The following is a 22,352-nucleotide window of genomic DNA, read 5'->3' on the forward strand; positions in this document are numbered from 1 at the left end:
CCTCCTTTTAGAATCTGTAATGCGCAAATGCTTTGTTCGCTTCTGCCATCTTGTGCATGTCTTCTTTTTTCTTTACGGCTGCGCCTGTGTTGTTGGCAGCATCCATAAGCTCATTTGCCAGTCTCTCCATCTGAGTCTTCTCGCCTCTCTTGCGGGAATAGAGAGTGATCCAGCGCAGAGCCAGCGCCTGGCGTCTTTCCGGCTTAACTTCGATGGGCACCTGATAGGTAGCGCCGCCGATACGCTTTGCCTTCACTTCGAGCACAGGCATAATATTGTTCATTGCCTCTTCAAATATTTCGATCGCAGGCTTGCCGGTCTTTTCGGCAACCTTGTCAAATGCTCCGTATACGATCTTCTGAGCAACACCCTTCTTGCCGTCTAACATCATATTGTTGATCAATTTCGTAACAACCTTGTTGTTGTAAAGCGGGTCTGCTAACACATCTCTTTTTTGGGTATGTCCTTTACGTGGCACGTTACTTCCCTCCTTAATTAATAAATTAAATCCTCGGTACTCACACGTTTTGTATGTCCGCGCTCGGTCTGGATAACTATTTCAAACCCGTCTTACAGGGAAAAATATGCTACATTCCGTGCACTAATACAAATCAATGCTGACTTTGATCACCTTACTTTTTCGGTCTCTTCGCGCCGTATTTGGAACGGGCCTGACGTCTGTTTGCAACGCCTGCCGTATCAAGTGTTCCTCTTACGATATGGTATCTGGTACCGGGTAAATCCTTTACCCTGCCGCCTCTGATAAGCACAACGCTATGCTCCTGAAGGTTGTGGCCTTCTCCGGGGATATAGCTTGTAACTTCGATACCATTGGAAAGACGTACTCTGGCGATCTTTCTCAGTGCTGAGTTAGGCTTCTTGGGGGTAGCCGTCTTAACTGCTGTGCAGACGCCTCTTTTCTGAGGAGCCGCCTCATCAGTCGCTCTCTTCTTTAAAGAGTTATATCCCTTTAACAATGCGGGAGCGGTTGCCTTCTTTGCGGATGTCTGTCTACCCTTTCTTACTAACTGGTTGAATGTGGGCATGTTTTTCACCTCCTGTAATATTGGTAAATTTCTGATTTTCGTACACAAAAACTGCATACGTTTTTATGCACGCCATATTATTATATATAGGGAAGTTCGGATTGTCAAGATAAATATGGGAAATCCCTCGTAAAATCAAGGTAATCCATACTTATCGGAGTCTTTCGTCCTCATATCGGGCCATGGTCTGAAGGCATTGCCTGAGCTGACGGTACCGCCCTTCCAGCGGCCCCTCCGGTATTTCCACATCGACTGCCAGGGCCAGGCCGTCGATCAGCTCGTCGTCCAGCTCCTCCCTCATCGATTCCAGGATCACTGCTTTGGATTCAAAGGTACGCGCCTCCAGGAAATCCAGGAATCTGGGGCTTACGCTCTCCGCCTCGTCCTGATGGCCCGCCGCCTGGGCTACCTCGTCAGTCAGAGATTCCCACAGCTCGTCCTCTTCCTTTTCCGCGCGCCCCGCTCTGGGTATCACGACGCTTTCCTGATCTGAGAGCAGTTCCGCCTCTCCGTAGTCCTCCAGATCACAGATTCCGTCCTCTGATTCAGCACCAAAGCCGCCTTCTCTTGTGTTCCCGGCTTTCCACGTCTCCAGCCTGGATTCTCTTTCTTTTTCCCTTAAAATCTCCTGTCCCGCATCTCTGCGTCCGCCCTTGTCCGTTTTTTCCGGTGAAGTGACCAATTCAAATCTGTACTTCTGAGATACCTTGGGATATTTATCAGAGTCCACTTCGCCGACAAACATATCAAGCGGTCTCGCAAATATACGGAAATCTCCGTACAAAGCCTGGTAGACCACCAACGTCTCTCCCGTTTCAGAGTGTTCCGCGATTGCCACGATCTGATACATCTTATTTTTAAAATGCCTGTAAAACTCTCCCGGTTTCGGTATTCTTTCTGCCATATCCGTTCTGTCTCCTCTCCTGACGGCTCCCAGAGCCTATGCTCCGGAACTTTACCTGCTATCCCATTTTACTCTAATCCTCCATCTCCGTCAATCAAAAGGTCGGTCCGGACCTCGCTTGACATCCCGTCCGCCTGTTGCTATAGTGAGTTTGTCTAATCTATAAACTTTCCTGAAAGGAGCCGGCGATGAAGATCATGCGTCTCGACAAATTTCTGTCCGATTCTGGCCTTGGCACCCGAAGCCAGGTAAAACTGCTTATTAAAAAAGGGCTTATTTCCATAAACGGTGAAGCCGCAAGAAAGCCGGAACAGAAGATCGATGCAGAATTTGACAGGATTTTCTGCCAGGGCAAGCCTGTATCATATACGGGTTCCTTCTATTATTATATGTTAAACAAACCGGCAGGCTATGTCTCTGCCACCGATGACAATACCGCGCCTACCGTCCTCTCACTCCTAAAAGACGCTCCAGGAAAAGACCTCTTTCCCGTCGGCCGTTTGGATAAGGATACGACAGGCCTTCTGCTGATCACCAACGACGGTCCTCTGGCCCACCGCCTCCTGTCCCCCAAAAATCATGTGGACAAAACATATTTTGTCCGGGTATCTGGTATCGTCGCCTCAGAGGAGCTTCAGCTTTTGGAGACCGGACTGGATATCGGAGAACAATCTCTCACGCTCCCGGCTAAAGCCCGTCTTATCTCTGTTCTTCCCCCTCAGGGATCGGAGGGTCCTGTCTCGGAGGTGGAACTGACCATCCATGAAGGAAAATTTCATCAGGTAAAACGCATGTTCCAGGCCATCGGTATGCCTGTGCTGTACTTAAAACGTATTTCCATGGGCACCCTTGAGCTGGATGCTTCTCTGACCGAGGGAAGCTACCGCCCTCTCACGTCGGAAGAAACAGCGGCATTAAAAAAGGAGTGAACACACATAAGACGTTCACTCCCTATTATCCGCCGCTTTATCGGCCTAAATTCATTTTGCAGTTCTCTTTGGATTCTATCCGGATTTCCACCAGGCAGTCCGCCATGTGCTGATAATCGATCTCCAGCCGGTAGTCGATCCTCACGGAAATGCGGTCCTCTTCTTCCCGGATATCCAACCGGTTTGTTTCCAGACTCACAAACATCTTCCCATATGGCATATCGTAATAGGAAAAATCCTTCTTGTGTTCCTCAAAAACCATATGAACGCTGGAATCACCGCTTTTGATTATCTCCGTTCCTCCGTCGTAGATCTTGATGATATTTTTTACAGTCTGGCCGCTCTCCTCTGAAATCTCATCGTAGATGACGTAATGCTTGCCATTCTTATAAAAATACTGGCCGGCAGTGATCACCTCGATCCGGTCCTGTTCCACAGCGCCTCCGGTCTGATCGCTTACCAGAAATATCAATACCTCTCTCTGCATGTGCTCTCCCCTCCGGCCACCCAGGCCGGTCTTTCTCTGTCAGTCAGCTTCATAGCATTCCACATTCAGCTGCTGTACCTTTTCAATATCATAGGGCAGGATGGAATTGGCAAAATCACAGAACTTTTCCGCCGCGTCGCTGACATAAAATTCATATTTTCTGCCGGCCTGCTCCACATCCTGACCACATCGGAGCCTCTCGCTGTCCAGCAGGCTGCTGAGCTCCATGGCCGTCTCATACGCCGGGTTCACCAGCGTGACACCCTCTCCAGCCACTTTCCGGAAAATGGAGCGCAGAAGAGGATAGTGGGTACATCCCAGGATCAGCGTATCAATGGATTTATATTCCAGATCCTTCATATAACGGCCGACCACTTCCTCGGTCACGGAATCGTGCAGCCACCCCTCTTCTACCAATGAAACGAGCAGTGGGCAGGCCTTTCCATAAACCTGCACCTGCGGGTTGTATTCTTTCAGCGCTTTCTCATACATACCGCTCTCAATGGTACCTGTGGTGCCGATCACCCCGATCCTCCCATTCCGGCTGACTTCGCTGGCTACCCGCGCCGCTGCGTCTATCACTCCGATCACCGGAATATCCAGGCCATTCTTTATTTCCTCCAGCGCCTGAGCCGTGGCCGTATTACACGCCACCACGATAGCTTTCACCTGTTTTGTCTTCAAAAACCGGATGATCTGTTTGGAATACCGTATTACGGTCTCTTTGGATTTTGTCCCATAGGGAAGGCGGGCCGTATCGCCAAAGTAGACCATGCGCTCATCCGGAATCTGGCGCATGATCTCTCTGGCCACCGTGAGCCCGCCCACGCCGGAATCAAACACTCCGATGGGTGCGTTGATACCCATTTATTTCTCCTTTCTGGAAAAAGCCATCTGAATCAGCTTCTCGATCAGCTGCGGCTTCGCGATTCCGCGGTTCTCCCAAAGCATGGGATACATACTGATGGACGTAAAGCCCGGAAGCGTATTGAGCTCATTGAACACTACCTCGCCGGTGTCCTTCGTGACAAAGAAATCCACACGGGAAAGACCGAAACCGTCCACTGCCTTGAAGATTGCGACAGCGTCTCTCCTCAGCTCTTCCACGGTTTCAGCCGGCAGTTCCGGATCCATGACAGTCTTCGATTCTGCATTGTGATACTTCGCCTCATAATCATAAAATTCGGCGGCAGCCAAAATCTCTCCCACACCGGAGGCTTTTACTTCGTTTCCTCCCAGCACGGCACATTCTATCTCTCTGCCTACAATAGTCTCTTCCACCAGGATCTTACGGTCGTGCTTCACCGCCTCCAAAAGGCCGTCTGTCAGCATTTCCCGGTTCTCCGCTTTGGAGACTCCCCTGGATGAACCCGCATTGCACGGTTTGATGAACACCGGATAAGGAACTGTCTCTTCTACTCTTTTCACCACTGCGTCCATATCCTGCAGGTCTTCTTTTCTGACAGCCGCATATTTAGCCTGACGGATGCCCAGCGTATCCACAATGATCTTAGTATAGAGCTTATCCATGGAGACGGACGACGCCAGAACTCCGCAGCCCACATAGGGAATCTGGGACAGCTCGAATATCCCCTGTACGGTTCCGTCCTCTCCATAAAGGCCGTGCAGCACAGGGAAGATCACGTCCACCTTCCGGCAGGCGGCTTTCCCGTTTTCTATCAGCAGGACTCCGCCCATATCCGCGTCGGGCGACAGCACCGCCCGTGTCTTGCCCTTTACCCACGCGCCGGAGCGGATTTCCTCCACCGATTCCGTATGGATCCATTTCCCGTCCTGAGTGATGCCGATCAGTATGGTATCATATTTATCCGTATTAATATTCTCAATGACTGTTACCGCGGAAATGCAGGAAATTTCATGCTCGGATGACTGTCCCCCAAAAAGTACCGCCACTGTCTGTTTTGTCATAAGAACTCCCTCTTTTCTTCTATATTCAAAAATGCCTTGGCGTCTTCACAACAGATCAAGAATCTTTCTTTCTCATTTTACCCTTCTTTTGCCATTTCTTCAACGCCTAATTGTAATAAATCCGGAAAAACGGGCAAGACTCCCAATAGAAGATTCTATTCATCATTTTATATTTTACATAAAGGAGCTGCAAATTATGAAAAAAGAACGACTGGCACTGACCTTTCTCCTGGCGCTTCTCTGCCTGATATCCCTGGCCCTCTGGCTTTCTGCCTCCCGCTCTGTCCAGACGGTCCATGAAGATCTGTCTTCTCATATCCTCCGCTTTCACGTTTTGGCAAACAGTGATTCAGAGGAAGACCAGGCCCTTAAGCTAAAGGTAAAAGCATCTGTCCTGGAATACTTAGAAGAAGCCCTCCCGGAAGACGCCGGCCTGGAGGAGACCAAAACTTTTATTGAAAACCATGAGGGGGAAATCCACAAGATCGCCAGCAGCGTGATCAGTGAAGAGGGCTACGACTATCCTGTATCTCTGTTCCTGGAACCCTGGTATTTTCCCACTAAGTCTTATGGCGATCTGACCTTTCCCTGCGGCACTTACGATGCATTCCGGGTGGTGATCGGAGAAGGAAACGGAAAAAACTGGTGGTGTGTCCTCTATCCTTCCCTTTGTTTTGTGGACGCTGCCTATGGCGTTGTGCCGGAGGATTCCAAGCAGGAATTAAAAGATGACCTGCGTCCGGACACCTATGCTTCTCTGGTGGACGAAGACAAAAAAGAAGCCGGAAATGAAAAACCACAGATTTCATTTCGGCTGGTGGAATTCTTATCTTCCTTATTTTGATTCTCAATGATCCGTAGCGCTGTCGTAATTCCGAAGCAATAATTATCATCGTTAATACGAAAATAAAGAATGGCCAGAACAATCAACTGTTCTGGCCATTGTTAATATTATTTTTTCTGTTTATCCAGCATTTCCTGCAGAGCCTCGTCACTTTCCTCTATCCAGACGTCCTCTTCTTCTGCGTTTAATCCCAGATATTCCCGCAGCGTCCGCATATCATCGCTGTTGTTCCAGCGGCTGATATACCCGTCTATCTCTTCGAATTCAATTTCTCCGGCCAGATACCGTTCTTTAAATGTCATCTCTCCTGCTCCTTAATGCTCCTGGCGACCGTCACTTCCTGCTTGTTTATATGATTCCGGATTGTCCTCCTGGTCAAATCCACATCCCGGCCGGACAGTGCCCGCATGATATCCTGATGCTCCTGGACGAGAATCTTTCTCTGTGACTTGTCCTTTATATGCTCGATCCGGTATCGGTACATCTGTTCTCTCAAATGGTTTACCATCTGCACGAGACGCTCGTTATCCGTCGCCTGATAGATCAGAGAGTGAAATTCCTCATCCGCCTGGGCGATCACTGTGATGTCGTCACTGCTTATCACTGCCGCAAACTTATGATTGGCCTGCTCCAGAAGCCGGAATTCTTCCTCCGTCATCCTTTCACAAGCCAGCTCTCCGGCCAGCTCTTCCAAGGCGCGGCGTACCTCTAAGACATCTCTGAGATTTTTTCCGGAAATATGCGCTACCTCAGCGCCTTTCCTCGGGACCATGACGACCAGCCCTTCCAGCTCCAGCTTCCGAATGGCTTCCCGGACCGGTGTCCGGCTGACCCCCATTCTCTCCGCCAGCTGTATCTCCATCAGCCTCTGACCAGGTGTCAGCTCTCCCCTCAGAATCGCGCGCCGCAGCGTGTTGAACACTACATCCCGCAGTGGAAGATATTCATTTTCGTTCACTTTCCAACCGTCCATCTGACACCTCCGCCTTTATTCTTTGCTGTTGTAGGGCTTTACCGTATATGCCTGCTTCGCGAGTCCCTCTCTCCGAAGCATCCGGCAGATTCTGTCCGCCGCTTCCTTTTTGTCAAAAATTCCGAATACTGTTGGCCCGCTCCCGCTCATCAGAGCCATCCTGGCGCCCGCATCCATCATGATGTCCTTGAGCTTCTGTACCTGGGGATATGCCGGTATCGTCACCATCTCAAGCACATTTCCCATACAAGCCGTCACTCCATCGAGATTGTTTTTTTCCAGCGCCTTTATCATGCCGTCCAGGTCTGGGTGAAAGGGGAGGCTGTCCACTTTCAGATTCCCGTAAACAAATCGTGTAGACACACTGACCGGCGGCTTTGCCAAAAGTATAAAACAATCCGGCATGGGAGGCAGGCGCCTCAGTTTTTCTCCGATTCCCTCTGCCAGGGCGGTCCCTCTCATGACGCAGTAAGGTACATCTGCTCCAAGGTTCACTCCGCGCTCCATAAGAGCCTTTCTGGAAAGACCCAGACGAAACATCTTATTCACTCCGACCAATACCGCCGCCGCATCGCTGCTGCCTCCGCCCATCCCCGCCGCCACAGGTATCCTCTTGTGAAGGCCAATGGACAGCCCCTCCTTCACTCCGAATTCCTTCATTAACATATCTGCGGCCCGATAGACCAGGTTATCTTCTCCCGTGGGGAGAAAATAGAGATTCGTCGCCACATGGATTCCCGGTTCTTTCTTCCGTTCCAGCTTCAGGCTGTCATACAGGCCTACCGTCTGCATGACCATCTTGACCTCATGATATCCGTCAGGCCGTTTTCCTACCACATCGAGCCCCAGGTTGATCTTTCCATACGCCCGAAGATTTATCTGATCGCTCATGATTTTCTCCATCGTATTTTGTATACATAGTATACACAATTTTCTTCAAAAATACAATTCTTCTGTCTTGTCTTTTTTCTAAATACGAGCCGTTTCACTGTTTTACGGACAATTTCGCGGCATTTTCCTTTTCTTTTTCTTTCCTGAGTTTTTGAAACCTTCCTCTCAGGCCATGATCCTGCGAGAGCTGACGCTCCTTCGGCTTGATGCCCTTCGCCGCCTCGTTTCTCCTGTTCACATATTCCTGAACATAGGCTAAGTACATCATCACAGAATTCGTCACAGCTCTTTCATCAATATTAAATTTCTCATGGTGATTGGGATAAGCTCTGCCCATTTCTTCATTTCCTGCGCCGATGAAAGCGAATGCCCCCGGAATCCGCTGCTGGTATACAGAAAAATCCTCCCCCAGCATCATTTTCGGAACCTCAATGAACGCATCTTCCTTGAATACCCTCTGCGCCCCGGAAAACACGATCTCCGACACGTCCGGATCGTTGTCCACAGCCGGATGAGCAGACAAAATATATTCCACATCGGCCGTAGCGTGATAGGTAGCGGCTGTCCCCATGGCCACACGCTTCACGGCGTTCTCTATCCGTTTTCCCTCTGCCCGGGAAAAGGTGCGGACAGTCCCCTCCATGACGGCGGAGCCGGCCACCACATTCCGCACCGTCCCGCAAACCATATGCCCAATGTTTACAACCGCCGCATCGATCGGATTCGTCTCTCTGCTGACAATCTGCTGCAGGTTCATGACAGTCGCCGCCGCTGCCACAGTCGCATCCACGCATTGCTGCGGTTTGCCTGCATGGCCCTGACGGCCTTTGATCGTGATCTTAAAAAGGTCGGACTCCGCCATGCGGGGCCCCGGCTCTATGTTAATATATCCTACCGGGATATCTGCGAACACATGCAGTCCGAAGATCTGCTCCACATGATCCATATATCCGGCATCCATCATCATCTTTGCGCCCTTGCAGACTTCTTCCCCCGGCTGAAACACCAGCTTGATCGTACAGTTCAGCTCTTCCTCATGAGTCTTAAGGATCCTGGCGGCTCCCAGGAGCGCCGCCGTATGAGCATCATGCCCGCAGGCATGCATGACCCCCGGCGTGCAGGATTTATAGCCCACGTCTGTCTTTTCATCCACCTTGAGAGCGTCCATATCCGCCCGCAGAGCGATCACCGGTTCTCCATGCCCGAGAATGCCTATCACTCCCGTTCCCGCCGTCTCGATAAAGGGGATGTCCATTTCCTCCAGCTCCGTCTTGATGCGTTTTGATGTTTCCCATTCTTCCAGGGAAAGCTCCGGATTCTGATGGAAATGTTTTCTAAGATTCACAACATAGTTGCGGATCTGTTCCGTTTCCTGCCTGATTTCTATATTCATCCGGCGCCTCCTTCCATATCGTTGTTTATCGTATACCCAAGGGCACCCCTTAATTCATGCCCTCCGGGCAGGCGCACTCCGTGCGGCAAGGTATATATTACAGTATAAAATTGTATATGAGAAAAAACAATCTTTTTTTGATGGAAATATTGACAATTCAGCATACTAAGCTATAATATAGTCATACAGAACAAAGGCGTGCTCGTATAAGAGGCATGCTTTATTTTTTTGTATAAAATCGGCATTGACTGCCGGCATTTTGTTTTCCCTCACATTAAAATATTTTATGACATGGAGAGCCGCTCTGGAATATCCGGAGCGGTTCTTCATGTTTATTCTACCACAGGTGATTTCAGAAAATCCCGATGTCTATTCTTCACATTTCTCCGGCTCCGGATATTCCACGTCAAAGGTTTCCACCGTCACTGACTTCATCCTCTGGGGTTTGACCGGCCTGTCACCGTAGGAAGTGGCTGTCTCCGCAATGGCGTTTACCACATCCATTCCTTCAATTACTTTTCCAAACGCCGCATACTGTCCGTCGAGATGGGGGGATTTTTTGTGCATGATAAAAAACTGGGAGCCTGCGGAATCCGGGTGCATAGCTCTCGCCATGGACAGCACGCCAGGCTCATGGGCCAGTGAGTTCTCCACTCCGTTATCGGCAAATTCTCCTTTGATCTGGTATCCGGGACCGCCGGTCCCCTGTCCCAGAGGGCATCCGCCCTGAATCATAAATCCACGGATCACTCTGTGGAAAATCAAATCATCATAAAAGCCTTTTTTCACAAGACTGATGAAATTATTGACCGTGTTCGGGGCGATTTCCGGATAAAGTTCTGCCTTGATGACGCCGCCGTCTTCCATTTCAATCGTTACGATCGGATTTTTCTTCTCTTCCATTTTTATTCTCCTTCAATATTCTGTACGGTTTATCATAACACCCTATTCTATGTTCTGTCTACGTCTAAACATCACAAATCAGAAGCTTCTTCCGCTCCCCCCATGTTTCTGACCGGATGAGCCGCTTTTTCCTGATGAAAAGCCTTTCCCGCTTCCTCCCCTGTCCAGATTGCTGTTTTTTCTGGCACGTTCTCTTTCTTCCTCTTCTCTTTTTCTGTTCTCCCGCCTTCTTCTTTCCTCTTCTTCTCTTCTTCTGTCTTCTTCTCTTCTTTGTTCTTCTCTTCTTTTATCTTCTTTTCTTCTCCGGTCCTCTTCCCTTCTTCTTTTCTCATCCTCTCTTCGCCGTTTCTCATCCTCTTCTCTCTGCCTGTCATATCGGTCATCTTCTTTTCGTCTCTCATGATAGACGGGCGGCGGTGCGTTTTTCACTTTCTCTTTTATCACTACCGTTGTATTGATATATTCGTCCGTCTTTTCCCGATAACTGATGACTCCATCTTTCAAGTACGTCTCGTTTCCTGCCGGCATATGGACTTTTTTCATCTGTTTCTTGGTGATCAGCCATGCTGCGATCATGGCAATCCCCAGATATACTACAATTTGAGTTGGATTCAAACCGGAATTTTCTTCCTGCTTTTCATTACCTGATTCCGACTCTTTATGGGACTGCGTGTCCTTTTCCACAGTACTCTCCGGTTCTTTTTCTTTAGATTCGCCAGAACTCATTTCCGCTTTCGTCTCTTCCGCTGATCCACCCTCCACAGATTTCGTGCTTTCGGATGGCAGACTGGCCGTTATGGACGCAGACGTCTCTTTTATAAATTCTCTGCAAACTTCCGCATAATTCTCCTGCTGCATAAGCGGAACCAATCTATCCAGGGTTTTCTCAACCGCCGCATCGTCATAATAGGATACAGCCTGCCCGGCCGTGCTGATATAAATCTCACGTCCATCCATATCCAAAAGAAGAAGGACCCCATCTCCGGATGTTTTGTCATACCCGAATCCATGTTCTTCATAAAAACTGTCCGAAAATTCTTTCGCGCTCTTGCCTTCGTTATCCTGAATCGTAACAATCACTAAATCCTGCTCCAGTACCTGAGCCGATGCCACCAGCAGTTCCTGCAATTCCGCTTCTTCATCCTCCGTAAGCAAATCTGCCTGATCGTATATCTTCTGCTGCTGGCTGTCAAATCCAAACAGGCAGAAAACCAGAAAAATCATCCCTATGCAGAAAGAAAATTTCTTTTTATAATTCGGTCTTCTCTCCATCATATCACCTCCATGACCAGCCAAAGAAGCGCAAATATCACCGCCGTCCAGGAAGCGAACCAGATTCTTTTTTTTGCCTTGCTGACCGGCAGACTGCCCACGACTTTTCCCGTTTGTCCATTGATAAAAAACTGCTGGTTTTTACCTTTATAGCTGTAATTCAGCACCCATACGGGAAGCAGCACATATTCTGCTCCGATCTCATCTATCTGCATCGTCCTCTCTGTGATCTCAACCTTGTCATAGCCGGTTATGATATTTTTTGTCGCCGCATCGGCATATTCCCGTATCCTTTTCTTTCCCCGCTCCTCCATATTTTCTTCCGTCAAGGAATAGCTTTCCGCCGTATACCCGGAAAGATAGGAGACGTCAAAAGGCTTCAGCTCTTTATAGTCAAAGGGCTCCAGCAAATCCATAGAAGCGTCATCCATTTTTTCAGAAGCGTCCAATGGTACCCGCTCATAGCGGGCCTCCACATCCCGGCAGACACAAAAATGGTCGGTATAGAAATATTCCGTGCCCCCGCTCCTCTCTTTTCTTTTTTTCGTGCAGTGAGCATCTACCCGAATATTGGCATTATAATCCACCAGCCAAAACGGAACATAGATTCCTGTGATCTGATCCAGTTTATTTTCATCCTTAAAGCCTTTAGGCGTCAAGCGTCCTGTCTTCGTCCATTCCCGAAAAGACTCCACGGCCTGTTCCTTCGTTATCCTAAAGGGAATAAGCTGTTCCGGTTTCTTCTCGCCCTCCAGACGCTCTTCAATCAATGTGGAATTACCACAGAAGCTGCATATGGCAGCCACAGAGGTCTCGTCTGTCATCACCTCGGCGCCGCAGGAAGAACAGCGGTATTTCTTCACCTGCATGGTTTCCCCGCTCTTTCTCTCCACACGGCTTCCCTGCACTTCAGTCTCAACGGTTTTCCCTTGTGCTAAGGAGGATTTTTCCTGCTCTGTTTCCTCCCTCATGGCAGGAGCGCCGTATTTTTCTTGATAATCCACTACTCCCATCTGGGTCCCGCAATGCTCGCAGGCCAATGTCTGACACTCCGGATCAAACTTCATAGGAGCCCCGCAGCCAGGACACTTATATATCACTATCATAAATATCTTTTCCCCTTTATCCTTGTTCCTTCATATTGTCAGCGTTTAAACCGGGCAAACGGCCGGTTTCAGAAGCTTCTTCCTCCTCCCCCGTGGCTGTGGCCGCCGCTGCTGGTATGAGATGAGCTGTATCCTCCCCCTGAGGAATGGCTATCATCGCTACGTGGAATATGCCTGGTCACCACCGTTGTGTGAGTGAAATGATCGCTTCGTTCTCGGAATCCAAGCTGTCCGTCCTTCAAATAGGTCCCGCTCCCAACACTCATCTTCGTTTTCCGGTTGTGGGCTATGCACATCACGATAATGCCCGAAAGGACAAAAGCCACCACAAGATGGAGAAGGATTCTGGAAGGTGCGAATACCTTCTGCCACCCGGTGAGTTCTGTGGAGACAAACCGGTCTGAATCCGCATCATAATATCCGTTCTGCGCCTCGTCTCCTCCGGTCAGACGCCTTCCTGCATCCTCAATGAAGGTCCGGCACACCCCCATATAATCCTTATCCTTCATCAAAGGAATAAGAGCATCCAGCGTACTGTCTATTTCCGCATCCGTATAATTTTGTATGGCGGTCCCTGCCGTACTGATATAGACCTCTCTTCCGTCCATGTCTAAAAGCAGCAGCACACCGGATCCATTTTCTTTCTCATATCCGAATTTATGAGTATCATAAAAGTCATCCGCATAGCGTCTTGCACTTTTCCCCTCATTGTCATCTGTCGTCACAATAACGAAGTCCTGTTCCGTCTCCTGGGCTTTTTTCACAAGAAGCTCTTGAAGCTGCGCTTCCTCCTGATCGGATAAAAGCCCGGCTCCATCGTATACCTTCTGCTCTTCGCTGTCAAAGCCGCATAGGCTGAAAAATACGAGAAGGAGCAGGATACACAGCATACTTTTTCCAAATAATCTTTTTCTTTTCATCCAAACAGCCCTCCAAGCACCGTAAGAAGCGCAAAAATACCAACGGTCATCCCTGCCATCCATCCGGCGATCTTTCCTCTGCAGATTGGCAGGGCTCCCACAAGCTTTCCGCTCTGCCCGTTGAGAGTGAAAGAATAATCCTTCCCATTATACCGGTAGTTAAGCATCCAGACCGGCAGCATGACATATTCTGCCTTCGTCTCGTCAATGCGGAGCTTCTGTTCCGTCACACTGACCCCGCTGTAACCGGTGATGGTGTTCCTGGCCGCCTTCAGTGCGTATTCCCGAATCCTATGCTTCCCTCGCCCTTCCATGTCTTTATCCGTATAGGAATAGACCTCCGCCAAATATCCTGACAGATATGGCATCTCAAAAGGCTTAAGCTCCTGGTAATTAAAAGGCTCCAGCAGATCCATGGTCGAATCATCCATTTTGGCGGACGCATCCAGCGGAAGGCGTTCATATTTTGCATCCACATCCCGCGTCACGTTGAAATGATCCGTATATATGTACTCCGTATCCCCGCTCCTGGTGGTCCTAGTCCTGGTGCAGTGGGCTCTCAGTTTGACGTTGGCATCATAGTCCACCAGCCAGTAAGGTACATAGATTCCCGTGATCTTATCGATCGTGCTCTGGCTGGTGAAGCTCTTAGGTGTGAACAAGCCCTTTTTCGTCCAGGCCTTGAATTTTTCCACCGCCTGCTCTCTGGTAATGCGGAAGGGCAGCACCTCGACAGGCCTTTTGGCTCCGTCCATCCGCTCTTCAATAAGGGCCGGACTTCCGCAGAAACTGCATATGGCGGCCGCCGTGGTATCATCGGTGATCACTTCCGCGCCGCAGGAAGAACAGTGATATTTTTTCACATCCATGGTCGGTCCGTCTTCCATAGACACATGGCTGCCTTCTTCCTCTGTCTCCACAGGACCAGCCGCTTTATGCAGATTTTTCTCTTCTTCCGTTTCTTCCCTCATAGACGGCGCGCCATATTTGTCTTCATATTCTTTCACCGTCATCGCCATCTGGCAATGGTCGCAGGAAAGCTTCTGACTTTCCGGATCAAATACCATAGGGGCCCCGCAGCCGGGACATTTATAAGTCACTACCATGTTGTTCTCCTTTTAAAATCATTCTACTTTCATTTTAACAAAGCCGCTGTCAGATGTCCATAACTTCCGACCGTTCATATTTTGTTCAAATATCATTCAAAATCTTTTTACATGAGCAACACGATTTCTTCACGATTACCACATATACTATAATCATAAGAAAGAGATAAAACAAAACGGTTCACAAAAGACATTTTCCAATATTCGGAGCAAAAGCCAATGCTAATGCCTCAATATTTTTTTCATAACATGAGCTGTCTTCAGCTCTCCTCCCTTTTTACTACTATATAAAAAACCCCTGTTCCTCGTCAAAACAGGGGTTTTTTATTGGAAAAACCGCGGCTCTGGGAGCCGCGGTTTTTATCGTCTCATCAAACCTCAAAGGTCAGATCGCCATAGGAAGGAATCGGCCAGATTTCCTTATCCACGATCATCTCCAGCTTGTCGAGAGGCGCCCTCAAGGCTGTCATTGCAGGCATCACCTTGTCATGATATGATTTCGCCTGTGCTTCTACATTCTCAATGGCCGCGGACTCCGCCGTCACTTCTTTTAATTTCTTAAAAGCCTTCTGAGATTCCGCAAGAAGAGAGGAGGTCTCTATCAAAAGTTCCTTCTGAACACTGACATCCGCTTCCGGGCAGGCCTCGGAAACGGCGCTCAAAGAAGCCGCCAGCTCCGTCGTATATGTGATAACAGCGGGAATCAGCTGCTTTCCGGCCATATCTGCCATGGTCAGCGCCTCGATATTGATTGCCTTCGCATAAGTCTCATAAAGGATCTCCGCCCTGGACTCCAGCTCCGCTTTCGTAAAGATATGGAATTTCTCGAAAAGCTTCACCGCCTTGTCTGTGGTCAGGCTCGGTACAGAATCCACCATGGATTTGATATTTGGAAGCCCTCTTCTTTCTGCCTCGGTCACCCATTCTTCCGAATAGCCGTTTCCGTTAAAAATAATCCTCTGATGCTCCGTCAGATATTCCTTGATCAGATCATGGACCGCCATATCGAAGTCATCCGCTTTCTCCAGAATATCCGCCGCCTCACAGAATGCCTCCGCTACAATCGCGTTCAGCGTTGTATTGGGACTCGCGATGGAATCTGATGATCCGACCATGCGGAACTCAAATTTATTGCCGGTAAAAGCAAAGGGAGAAGTCCTGTTCCGGTCGGTAGCGTCCTTCGCGAGATCGGGCAGAGTACTCACACCGGTGTATAATCTTCCGCCTTCCTTACAGGAAGCGGCCTCGCCCGTTTCAATCAGCTGCTTGACCACGTCCTCCAGCTGCTCTCCAAGGAACATGGAAATAATCGCCGGCGGAGCCTCATTGGCGCCCAGCCTGTGATCGTTCCCTACATTGGCCGCGGATTGTCGCAGCAAATCCGCGTGGATGTCCACACCCTTAATAATGCAGGCCAGAACCAGAAGAAACTGGATATTCTGGTTCGGCGTTTCGCCGGGATCCAGCATATTCACGCCGTTGTCTGTGCAGATGGACCAGTTGTCATGCTTGCCGGAGCCATTCACGCCGGCAAAGGGCTTCTCATGGAGAAGGCAGGCGAGCCCGTGGCGCTGAGCCACTTTTTTCATGGTTTCCATGACCAGCTGGTTGTGGTCGACGGCAATATTGGCATTATTAAAGATAGGAGCCAGCTCATGCTGCGCGGGAGCCACCTCATTGTGCTGTGTCTTGGCAGAAATCCCCAATTTCCACAATTCTACATTTAAGTCCTTCATAAAGGAACCGATACGCTCTTTGATGACGCCGAAATAATGGTCGTCCATTTCCTGTCCCTTGGGAGCCGGAGCGCCGAACAGCGTCCTTCCCGCATAGATCAGGTCTTTCCTCTGCAGATACAGTCCCCGGTCCACCAGGAAATATTCCTGCTCCGGTCCGACCGAAGCAGTCACCTTGGTCGCCTCTGTATTTCCAAAAAGTCTGGCGATACGAAGTGCCTGTTCGCTGAGCGCCTCCAATGAACGCAGCAGCGGAGTCTTTTTGTCCAGTGCCTCGCCTTTATAGGAACAGAAAGCCGTGGGGATGCAAAGAATCGCTCCCGTCGCGTCTTCTTTTAAAAATGCGGGAGAAGTACAGTCCCATGCCGTATAGCCTCTGGCTTCAAATGTGGCGCGGAGCCCGCCGGAAGGGAAGGAGGAGGCGTCAGGCTCGCCCTTGATCAGTTCTTTTCCGGAAAACTCCATCAGCATGTGGCCTTCTTCGTCCGGATTCATGATAAAAGAATCGTGCTTTTCTGCGGTGATGCCGGTCAGCGGCTGGAACCAATGGGTGTAATGGGTCGCTCCGTGTTCCACAGCCCAGTCCTTCATGGCCTTCGCCACCACATCAGCCGTCGCCAGAGACATCTCGCCGCCATGATCGATGATATTCTTCACTTCCGCATAAATCTTTTTCGGCAGACGCTCTTTCATCTTGCCAAGAGTGAACACATTCTCACCGAAAATCTTTTCGACGTTCACAAATTTCTCGCACATAGATATTTCCTCCATCCTGCTTTTTCTGTCCTCGGGCCTGACAAAAAAGAAAAGACGCCCTTGTGGAACGCCTTCGTTCAATCGTCAAACCATATTACTGGAGTTCTGGCTCCATCTGCATTATACGATACCTCATTTTATTCAGAATTGCAAGCACTTTTTTCAGTACGCAGGGCCCCCTCACTTAAGATTCTAAACGTTTGGCCTGTACGATCAACCTGTCCACGTTATGGTTCACACAAGTGGAAAGGGTGATGATCTTATCCTCCGCACTCACCGTAACTCCCGTTTTATGAATGGAACGGCTCTGCATTTTCTGAATATAATTCATAAAATCCGCGTCATCTGCAAAGCCTATGGTATAGGTATCGCTGTCCGGAGAGACAGTGCATACGGAAAACACTTCGTAGGTATAATGGCCTGTCGACGTGTATACCTCAAAACGCCTGTGATCATCAAAAAATTCATCCTCCCGGTATTTTTTCAGATTGGCAAACATGGAGCCATTTTTCATATTGTGTCCGTAGACGATGACATTTTTCCCCTCCATCCTGTCCTGGATCCCGCTGTCCACAAACAGGGCGCCCGACGCATTCTCTTCCCGTTCAAAGGTATGGGTCAGATAATAGTCATTGTCCTCACACTGGACAATGGGATAATTGATATTGGTATCCTCTATGGTTATCCAGCCTATATAGTCCTCATTTTCCTTTATCATGGCATTATAGAGGTCCATCCAGGGACCGGCCGCACTTTCATTGTTCTCCCCGCTCTCCGCTTCTTCCGTTTCTTCCGCGGAAACCAGGATTTTCTCCGCCTTGCCTGCCAGGCCCTTATATTCATCGGATCCTTTTTTATATTCCATATAGATCATGAACAACTGGTACGCTGAAACGGCAAAAACCACCAATGCCGCCGCAAAAATAATGCTCCTTATGAGATTTCCTCTTTTTTTCTTTTTGTCCATGGTTTTATCCTCCGCGTTTCACTATGTGTCTCTTCTATTATAGAAGAACCGCCTCCTCTTTGGCAAGCTTCTTAACGAGCTATTTACTTGATATTTTTGCCAATATCATCTATGATAGAAGGGGATTTTTTATCCGGACGGACAATTATTTTCCCAGAAAGGAATTTTTATGATTATACGAAATATGATATCTTCTGACAAAGACGTATTCCTGGACATGTCCCAGGATTTTTACAATTCAGAAGCTACTTTACATGGCTTTCAAAAAAAACTTCAGGCACAGAACCTGGACGCATTCTTGGACGGCTCTCCTTATGTGCGCTGTCTGATGCTCGAATCAGAGTCGCCTTCCGGCAACGCTCCAGTCGGCTATGCGCTGGTCGCCCACTCCTGGAGTACGGAAGCCGGAGGCCCCATGATCATCCTGGAAGAATTATACTTTATCCCGGATGCCCGGGGAAAAGGCGGCGCCAAGTTTTTTTTCCAGTGGTTCTTTGAGGAATATGAGGGCAGGGCTGCCGGTTTCCGTTTGGAGGTTGCTCCGGACAATGCTTATGTCATGGATATTTACCGAAAATATGGCTATGAAAATCTGGACTATATCCAGATGATAAAAATAAACCAGTGAAGAAAGAAGGCGACTTACGTGTCCGATCGATCCGTTTCGAAAAACAGCCCGCTGGAGACGGCGCCCCTCGGAAAACTTCTGTTTTCTCTGGCCCTTCCTACCGTGTTCGCCCAGATCGTGAATCTTCTATATAATATGGTAGACCGGATTTTTGTGGGACGGATACCGGGCACCGGTTCTTTGGCCCTGGCAGGTTTGGGGGTCTCCTTCCCCATCATCATATTGATCTCCGCTTTTGCCGCCCTCATTGGTATGGGAGGCGCGCCCCGGGCCGCCATCATGATGGGGCAGAAGAATAAAGACGGAGCCGAACGGATACTGGGAAATTCTGTCTGTTTCCTTCTCATCCTCTCGGTCGCCCTGACTGTGATATTCATGGCTGCCAAAGAGCCTATTCTTCTGGCCTTCGGAGCCAGCCTGGACACGCTTCCTTACGCGGACCGGTATTTGACCATCTATTTATGCGGGACCATCTTTGTACAGTTTTCCTTGGGCCTCAATCAGTTCATCTCCACTCAGGGTTTTGCAAAGACCAGTATGATCACAGTCCTCATAGGAGCTGTCTTAAATATCATTCTGGACCCAATCTTCATCTATGGCCTCCAGATGGGCGTCAGCGGGGCCGCCCTCGCCACCATCATAAGCCAGGGAGTATCCGCAGTCTGGGTCACCGTATTTCTGATGAGCAAACATTCTTTTTTAAAAATACGTCCTCAAAACCTCCGGCTTCGTGCAAGCATCCTCCTGCCGGTCCTCGCCCTCGGACTGTCTCCTTTCATCATGCAGGCGACGGAATGTCTAGTACAGCTCACGTTCAACCGGGGAATGCAGACTTACGGAAACGATAACTATGTCGGAGCGGTGACCATCCTTTTCAGTCTGTGTCAAATGTTGTCTTTTCCATTACATGGACTGACGCAGGGCGCGCAGCCTATTATCAGCTACAACTTCGGGGCCGGCAATGTGGAACGGGTGAGAAAGACCTTCCGCATGACTTTTATCACCTCGCTCCTCTATTCTCTGATTGGCGCAGGCTCCCTGATCATTTTTCCGGAATTTTTTGTGCGTCTCTTCAGCAATGACCCGGAGATCATCCGCATAGGCAGTTTCGGCCTTAGGATTTATATTGCAGGTATGACTATTTTCGGTGCGCAGACCGCCTGCCAGCAGACTTTTCTGGCGTTGGGACAGGCTAAGATATCTCTATTCCTGTCACTGCTGAGAAAAGTGATCCTGCTGATACCCCTGGCCCTCCTTCTGCCGAAGATTGGCGGACTCGGCACACTGGGGCTGTATCTGGCAGAACCGATTTCCGATGTAATAGCCGTTATCACCACCACCACTTTGTTCCTATTGAATTTTAATAAAATCATGGCACATGCAGGAAAGCAAGAAAAGGAGTAGACAATTTATGAGAAAGACCAAGATCATCTGCACTATGGGGCCTGCCGTGGATACCGACGAGGCTATCCGCTCACTTATAAGCAATGGAATGGACTGCGCGAGGTTCAATTTCTCCCATGGTTCCCATGAAGAACAAAAGACCCGGATGGATCGGGTAAAGCGTGTGAGCGCCGAGCTGGGCCGCCCCGTCGCCCTGCTTCTGGATACCAAGGGACCTGAAATAAGGCTCCGGGATTTTGAAGAGGGTTCTGTCATCCTGAAACCCGGACAGGCCTTTACCTTAAGCGCCTCTGACGAGCCTGGAACAGAAGAAGGCATCGGTCTCACCTTCTGCGGGCTCTCCTCCTGCGTGAGCATAGGTACAAGAATCCTGATCGATGACGGCAAAATCGCCATGTTTGTCGAAAAGATCGACGGAACCTCTGTCATATGCCGTGTCATCAACGGAGGCAAGATCAGCAACCACAAAAGCATTAATATCCCAAACCTGGATATTCCTATGCCTTACATCAGCGAAGCAGACAGGAGCGATATTCTCTTCGGCATCTCTCAGGATGTGGATTTCGTAGCCGCCTCTTTCACAAGGACCGCAGATGACATCCGGAAGCTCCGAAAGCTTTTGGACGACAACGGAGGAAAACGTATTCAGATCATCGCAAAAATAGAAAACACTCAGGGGATTGAAAATCTGGATGAAATCCTCAAACTCAGCGACGGCGTCATGGTGGCCAGAGGAGACCTGGGCGTGGAGATTCCGTTCCGAGAGCTGCCGGGTATCCAGAAAACCATCATCAAAAAATGTTATCGGGCCGGCAAGCACGTAGTGACCGCCACCCAGATGCTGGAATCCATGACCTACAGCCCGCGCCCCACCAGAGCTGAGGTATCGGATGTAGCCAACGCCATTTACGACGGTACCTCCGCCATCATGCTGTCCGGCGAGACGGCCGCCGGAGATTACCCGACCGAAGCAGTCCGTACCATGGCCGATATCGCGGAAGCGACAGAAAAAGATATCAATTATAAAAAACGATTCTCAGAGCTTCACGATTCCCTATGTCTGGAGCGGATTCCCGCGGTAGCAGTCGGCATCTCCGCGATCACATCCGCAAATTATCTGGATGCCAAGGCCATCGTCGCGGTGACCAGAACCGGCCGCAGCGCCCGTATGATAGCCGATTACCGGCCTGCCGCCCCGATCATCGCTCCAACCGTGGACAGAAAAGCTCTGCGCCAGCTAAGTCTCGCCTGGGGAGTTTATCCCTTCCAGGCGGAGGAGCAGTCCAGCGCCGACAGCCTGTTCCGCCATGCTGAGGATATCGCCCTCCGTTCCGGCATCGTAGAGGAAGGAGATACCATCGTGATCTCAGGAGGCCCTCACGAAAAGAACAGCGCCATCGACATGATGAGAATCAGCAAGCTATAAGCTCAAACGTATTTTTATCGGTTTCCCGATGGTCATGCTGTCCTCTGTGACCAGGCAATCATAAGCAAGGATATGGACACCCATCCCTGCGGCGGCCCTAAGGGCCTCGCCAAATGCAGGATGGGGGTTCTCATTTGGTTCAAAGAGCCGGACGCCTTTCATCTGAATCACAAAAAGCAGGTATGCTTCATAACCTGCTTCCCGGCAGGCTGCCAGCTCTTCCACATGCTTCAGTCCTCTCAGAGTTGGCGCATCGGGAAAACGCGCGATCCCTCCCTCCTCCAGAGTGACCCCCTTTACTTCCATAAAAATCCGTTTTCCATCCGCTTCTATATAGAGATCAAACCTGGAATTTCCAAACCTTGTCTCCCTCTTCACCAACGAAACATCTTTAAAAAGACCGTCCGCTCCGCTCTTCACCCACTCCTCTGCCGCCTGATTGGGAGCCTGTGAATCCAAATTAACCAATATCTTTTTTCCATTTTCCAGCGTTTTTTCTGCCAGAATCAGGGAATATCGAGTCTTCCGGGCCGGATCATCCCGATGCTGCACCCATATGGGTACACCAGGGTATAAAAGCTCTTTCAGCCGTCCGGTGTTCTTTACATGGCATATTTCCTCTTTCCCTTTTATCTCTGCCTTCGCCACAAACCGATTGGGACGGCTTATAAAAATGCCTGGCATCATATTCTCATATTTCATGTTTCCTTCTCTCCTCAGCAAGGCCGTTTC

Annotated in this window: 22 protein-coding genes and 1 pseudogene; 5 read left to right on the forward strand and 18 right to left on the reverse strand. The window is 49.5% G+C overall.

Annotated elements, in window-relative coordinates:
- Positions 1–7: 7 nt before the first annotated feature.
- From rpsG to H9Q78_RS14575, 3 genes and pseudogenes are all read right to left on the reverse strand, one after another.
- Positions 8–478, reverse strand: coding sequence for a 30S ribosomal protein S7 (rpsG, locus tag H9Q78_RS06300; RefSeq protein ID WP_147596026.1), 471 nt, complete (start codon positions 476–478; stop codon positions 8–10).
- A gap of 154 nt (positions 479–632) precedes the next feature.
- Positions 633–1,046: a 30S ribosomal protein S12 gene (rpsL, locus tag H9Q78_RS06305; protein ID WP_147596027.1), complete on the reverse strand. Its 414-nt coding sequence runs from the start codon at positions 1,044–1,046 to the stop codon at positions 633–635.
- A gap of 655 nt (positions 1,047–1,701) precedes the next feature.
- Positions 1,702–1,950, reverse strand: a pseudogene (locus H9Q78_RS14575) (DUF1653 domain-containing protein); the annotation flags it as partial.
- 188 nt (positions 1,951–2,138) lie between these two features.
- On the opposite strand from H9Q78_RS14575, the gene H9Q78_RS06315 reads away from it, so the two are divergent.
- A complete protein-coding gene (locus H9Q78_RS06315) occupies positions 2,139–2,879 on the forward strand; it encodes a pseudouridine synthase (protein WP_249304374.1) in 741 nt (246 codons plus the stop codon).
- Positions 2,880–2,916: 37 nt separating this feature from the next.
- On the opposite strand, the gene H9Q78_RS06320 is transcribed toward H9Q78_RS06315, so the two are convergent.
- From H9Q78_RS06320 to H9Q78_RS06330, 3 genes are read right to left on the reverse strand one after another with little or no spacing between them, the layout of a single operon-like run.
- Positions 2,917–3,366, reverse strand: a complete 450-nt coding sequence (locus H9Q78_RS06320) for a DUF1934 domain-containing protein (RefSeq protein ID WP_249304375.1) — start codon at positions 3,364–3,366, stop codon at positions 2,917–2,919.
- Positions 3,367–3,405: 39 nt separating this feature from the next.
- Positions 3,406–4,233 carry a glutamate racemase gene (gene murI, locus H9Q78_RS06325; RefSeq protein WP_249304377.1) on the reverse strand — a complete coding sequence of 276 codons (828 nt, stop codon included), beginning with the start codon at positions 4,231–4,233 and terminating at the stop codon, positions 3,406–3,408.
- Positions 4,234–5,295, reverse strand: a complete 1,062-nt coding sequence (locus H9Q78_RS06330; protein ID WP_249304379.1) for a D-alanine--D-alanine ligase family protein — start codon at positions 5,293–5,295, stop codon at positions 4,234–4,236.
- A 196-nt stretch (positions 5,296–5,491) separates the two neighbouring features.
- Here H9Q78_RS06330 and spoIIR point away from each other — a divergent pair, with 196 nt between their 5' ends.
- The gene (gene spoIIR, locus H9Q78_RS06335) at positions 5,492–6,139 is read left to right on the forward strand and encodes a stage II sporulation protein R (protein WP_249304381.1); all 648 of its coding nucleotides are present in this window, start codon (positions 5,492–5,494) and stop codon (positions 6,137–6,139) included.
- A gap of 107 nt (positions 6,140–6,246) precedes the next feature.
- Here spoIIR and H9Q78_RS06340 read toward each other — a convergent pair whose 3' ends face one another.
- The 11 genes from H9Q78_RS06340 to srtB form a co-directional block, all read right to left on the reverse strand.
- Complete coding sequence (locus H9Q78_RS06340) at positions 6,247–6,441, reverse strand: hypothetical protein (protein ID WP_147596046.1); 195 nt, start codon at positions 6,439–6,441, stop codon at positions 6,247–6,249.
- Complete coding sequence (locus H9Q78_RS06345; protein WP_147596047.1) at positions 6,438–7,112, reverse strand: GntR family transcriptional regulator; 675 nt, start codon at positions 7,110–7,112, stop codon at positions 6,438–6,440. Before H9Q78_RS06345 ends, H9Q78_RS06340 begins: the two co-directional genes overlap by 4 nt.
- A 15-nt stretch (positions 7,113–7,127) precedes the next feature.
- Positions 7,128–8,003, reverse strand: a complete 876-nt coding sequence (gene ispE, locus H9Q78_RS06350; protein ID WP_249304383.1) for a 4-(cytidine 5'-diphospho)-2-C-methyl-D-erythritol kinase — start codon at positions 8,001–8,003, stop codon at positions 7,128–7,130.
- A gap of 94 nt (positions 8,004–8,097) precedes the next feature.
- Positions 8,098–9,396, reverse strand: a complete 1,299-nt coding sequence (locus H9Q78_RS06355; RefSeq protein ID WP_249304385.1) for an amidohydrolase — start codon at positions 9,394–9,396, stop codon at positions 8,098–8,100.
- 369 nt (positions 9,397–9,765) lie between these two features.
- Entirely contained in the window at positions 9,766–10,299 is a 534-nt protein-coding gene (locus tag H9Q78_RS06360; RefSeq protein WP_249304387.1) for a peptidylprolyl isomerase, read from the reverse strand.
- 78 nt (positions 10,300–10,377) lie between these two features.
- Positions 10,378–11,574, reverse strand: coding sequence for a TPM domain-containing protein (locus H9Q78_RS06365; protein WP_249304389.1), 1,197 nt, complete (start codon positions 11,572–11,574; stop codon positions 10,378–10,380).
- Complete coding sequence (locus H9Q78_RS06370; RefSeq protein ID WP_249304391.1) at positions 11,571–12,677, reverse strand: hypothetical protein; 1,107 nt, start codon at positions 12,675–12,677, stop codon at positions 11,571–11,573. The genes H9Q78_RS06365 and H9Q78_RS06370 overlap by 4 nt, the downstream gene beginning before the upstream one ends.
- Positions 12,678–12,745: 68 nt before the next feature.
- A complete protein-coding gene (locus H9Q78_RS06375) occupies positions 12,746–13,597 on the reverse strand; it encodes a TPM domain-containing protein (protein WP_249304393.1) in 852 nt (283 codons plus the stop codon).
- On the reverse strand, positions 13,594–14,703 hold the full coding sequence (locus H9Q78_RS06380) for a hypothetical protein (RefSeq protein ID WP_249304395.1): 1,110 nt from the start codon (positions 14,701–14,703) through the stop codon (positions 13,594–13,596). Before H9Q78_RS06380 ends, H9Q78_RS06375 begins: the two co-directional genes overlap by 4 nt.
- Before the next feature lie 371 nt (positions 14,704–15,074).
- Positions 15,075–17,195: a glutamine synthetase III family protein gene (locus H9Q78_RS06385; protein WP_249304396.1), complete on the reverse strand. Its 2,121-nt coding sequence runs from the start codon at positions 17,193–17,195 to the stop codon at positions 15,075–15,077.
- Positions 17,196–17,379: 184 nt separating this feature from the next.
- Positions 17,380–18,162: a class B sortase gene (srtB, locus tag H9Q78_RS06390; protein WP_249304398.1), complete on the reverse strand. Its 783-nt coding sequence runs from the start codon at positions 18,160–18,162 to the stop codon at positions 17,380–17,382.
- 169 nt (positions 18,163–18,331) lie between these two features.
- Between srtB and H9Q78_RS06395 the strand changes: the two genes are divergently transcribed.
- From H9Q78_RS06395 to pyk, 3 genes are read left to right on the forward strand one after another with little or no spacing between them, the layout of a single operon-like run.
- Entirely contained in the window at positions 18,332–18,790 is a 459-nt protein-coding gene (locus H9Q78_RS06395; RefSeq protein WP_249304400.1) for a GNAT family N-acetyltransferase, read from the forward strand.
- 18 nt (positions 18,791–18,808) lie between these two features.
- Positions 18,809–20,194: an MATE family efflux transporter gene (locus H9Q78_RS06400; protein ID WP_249304402.1), complete on the forward strand. Its 1,386-nt coding sequence runs from the start codon at positions 18,809–18,811 to the stop codon at positions 20,192–20,194.
- Positions 20,195–20,201: 7 nt separating this feature from the next.
- Positions 20,202–21,620 (forward strand): pyruvate kinase, encoded by a 1,419-nt coding sequence (gene pyk, locus H9Q78_RS06405; RefSeq protein ID WP_249304404.1) that lies wholly within the window; start codon positions 20,202–20,204, stop codon positions 21,618–21,620.
- Here pyk and sfsA read toward each other — a convergent pair.
- A complete protein-coding gene (gene sfsA / locus H9Q78_RS06410; protein ID WP_249304406.1) occupies positions 21,615–22,322 on the reverse strand; it encodes a DNA/RNA nuclease SfsA in 708 nt (235 codons plus the stop codon). The genes pyk and sfsA overlap by 6 nt on opposite strands.
- Between the last annotated feature and the right edge of the window lie 30 nt (positions 22,323–22,352).

This window comes from Qiania dongpingensis (genome assembly GCF_014337195.1).
GTDB lineage: Bacteria > Bacillota > Clostridia > Lachnospirales > Lachnospiraceae > Lientehia > Lientehia dongpingensis.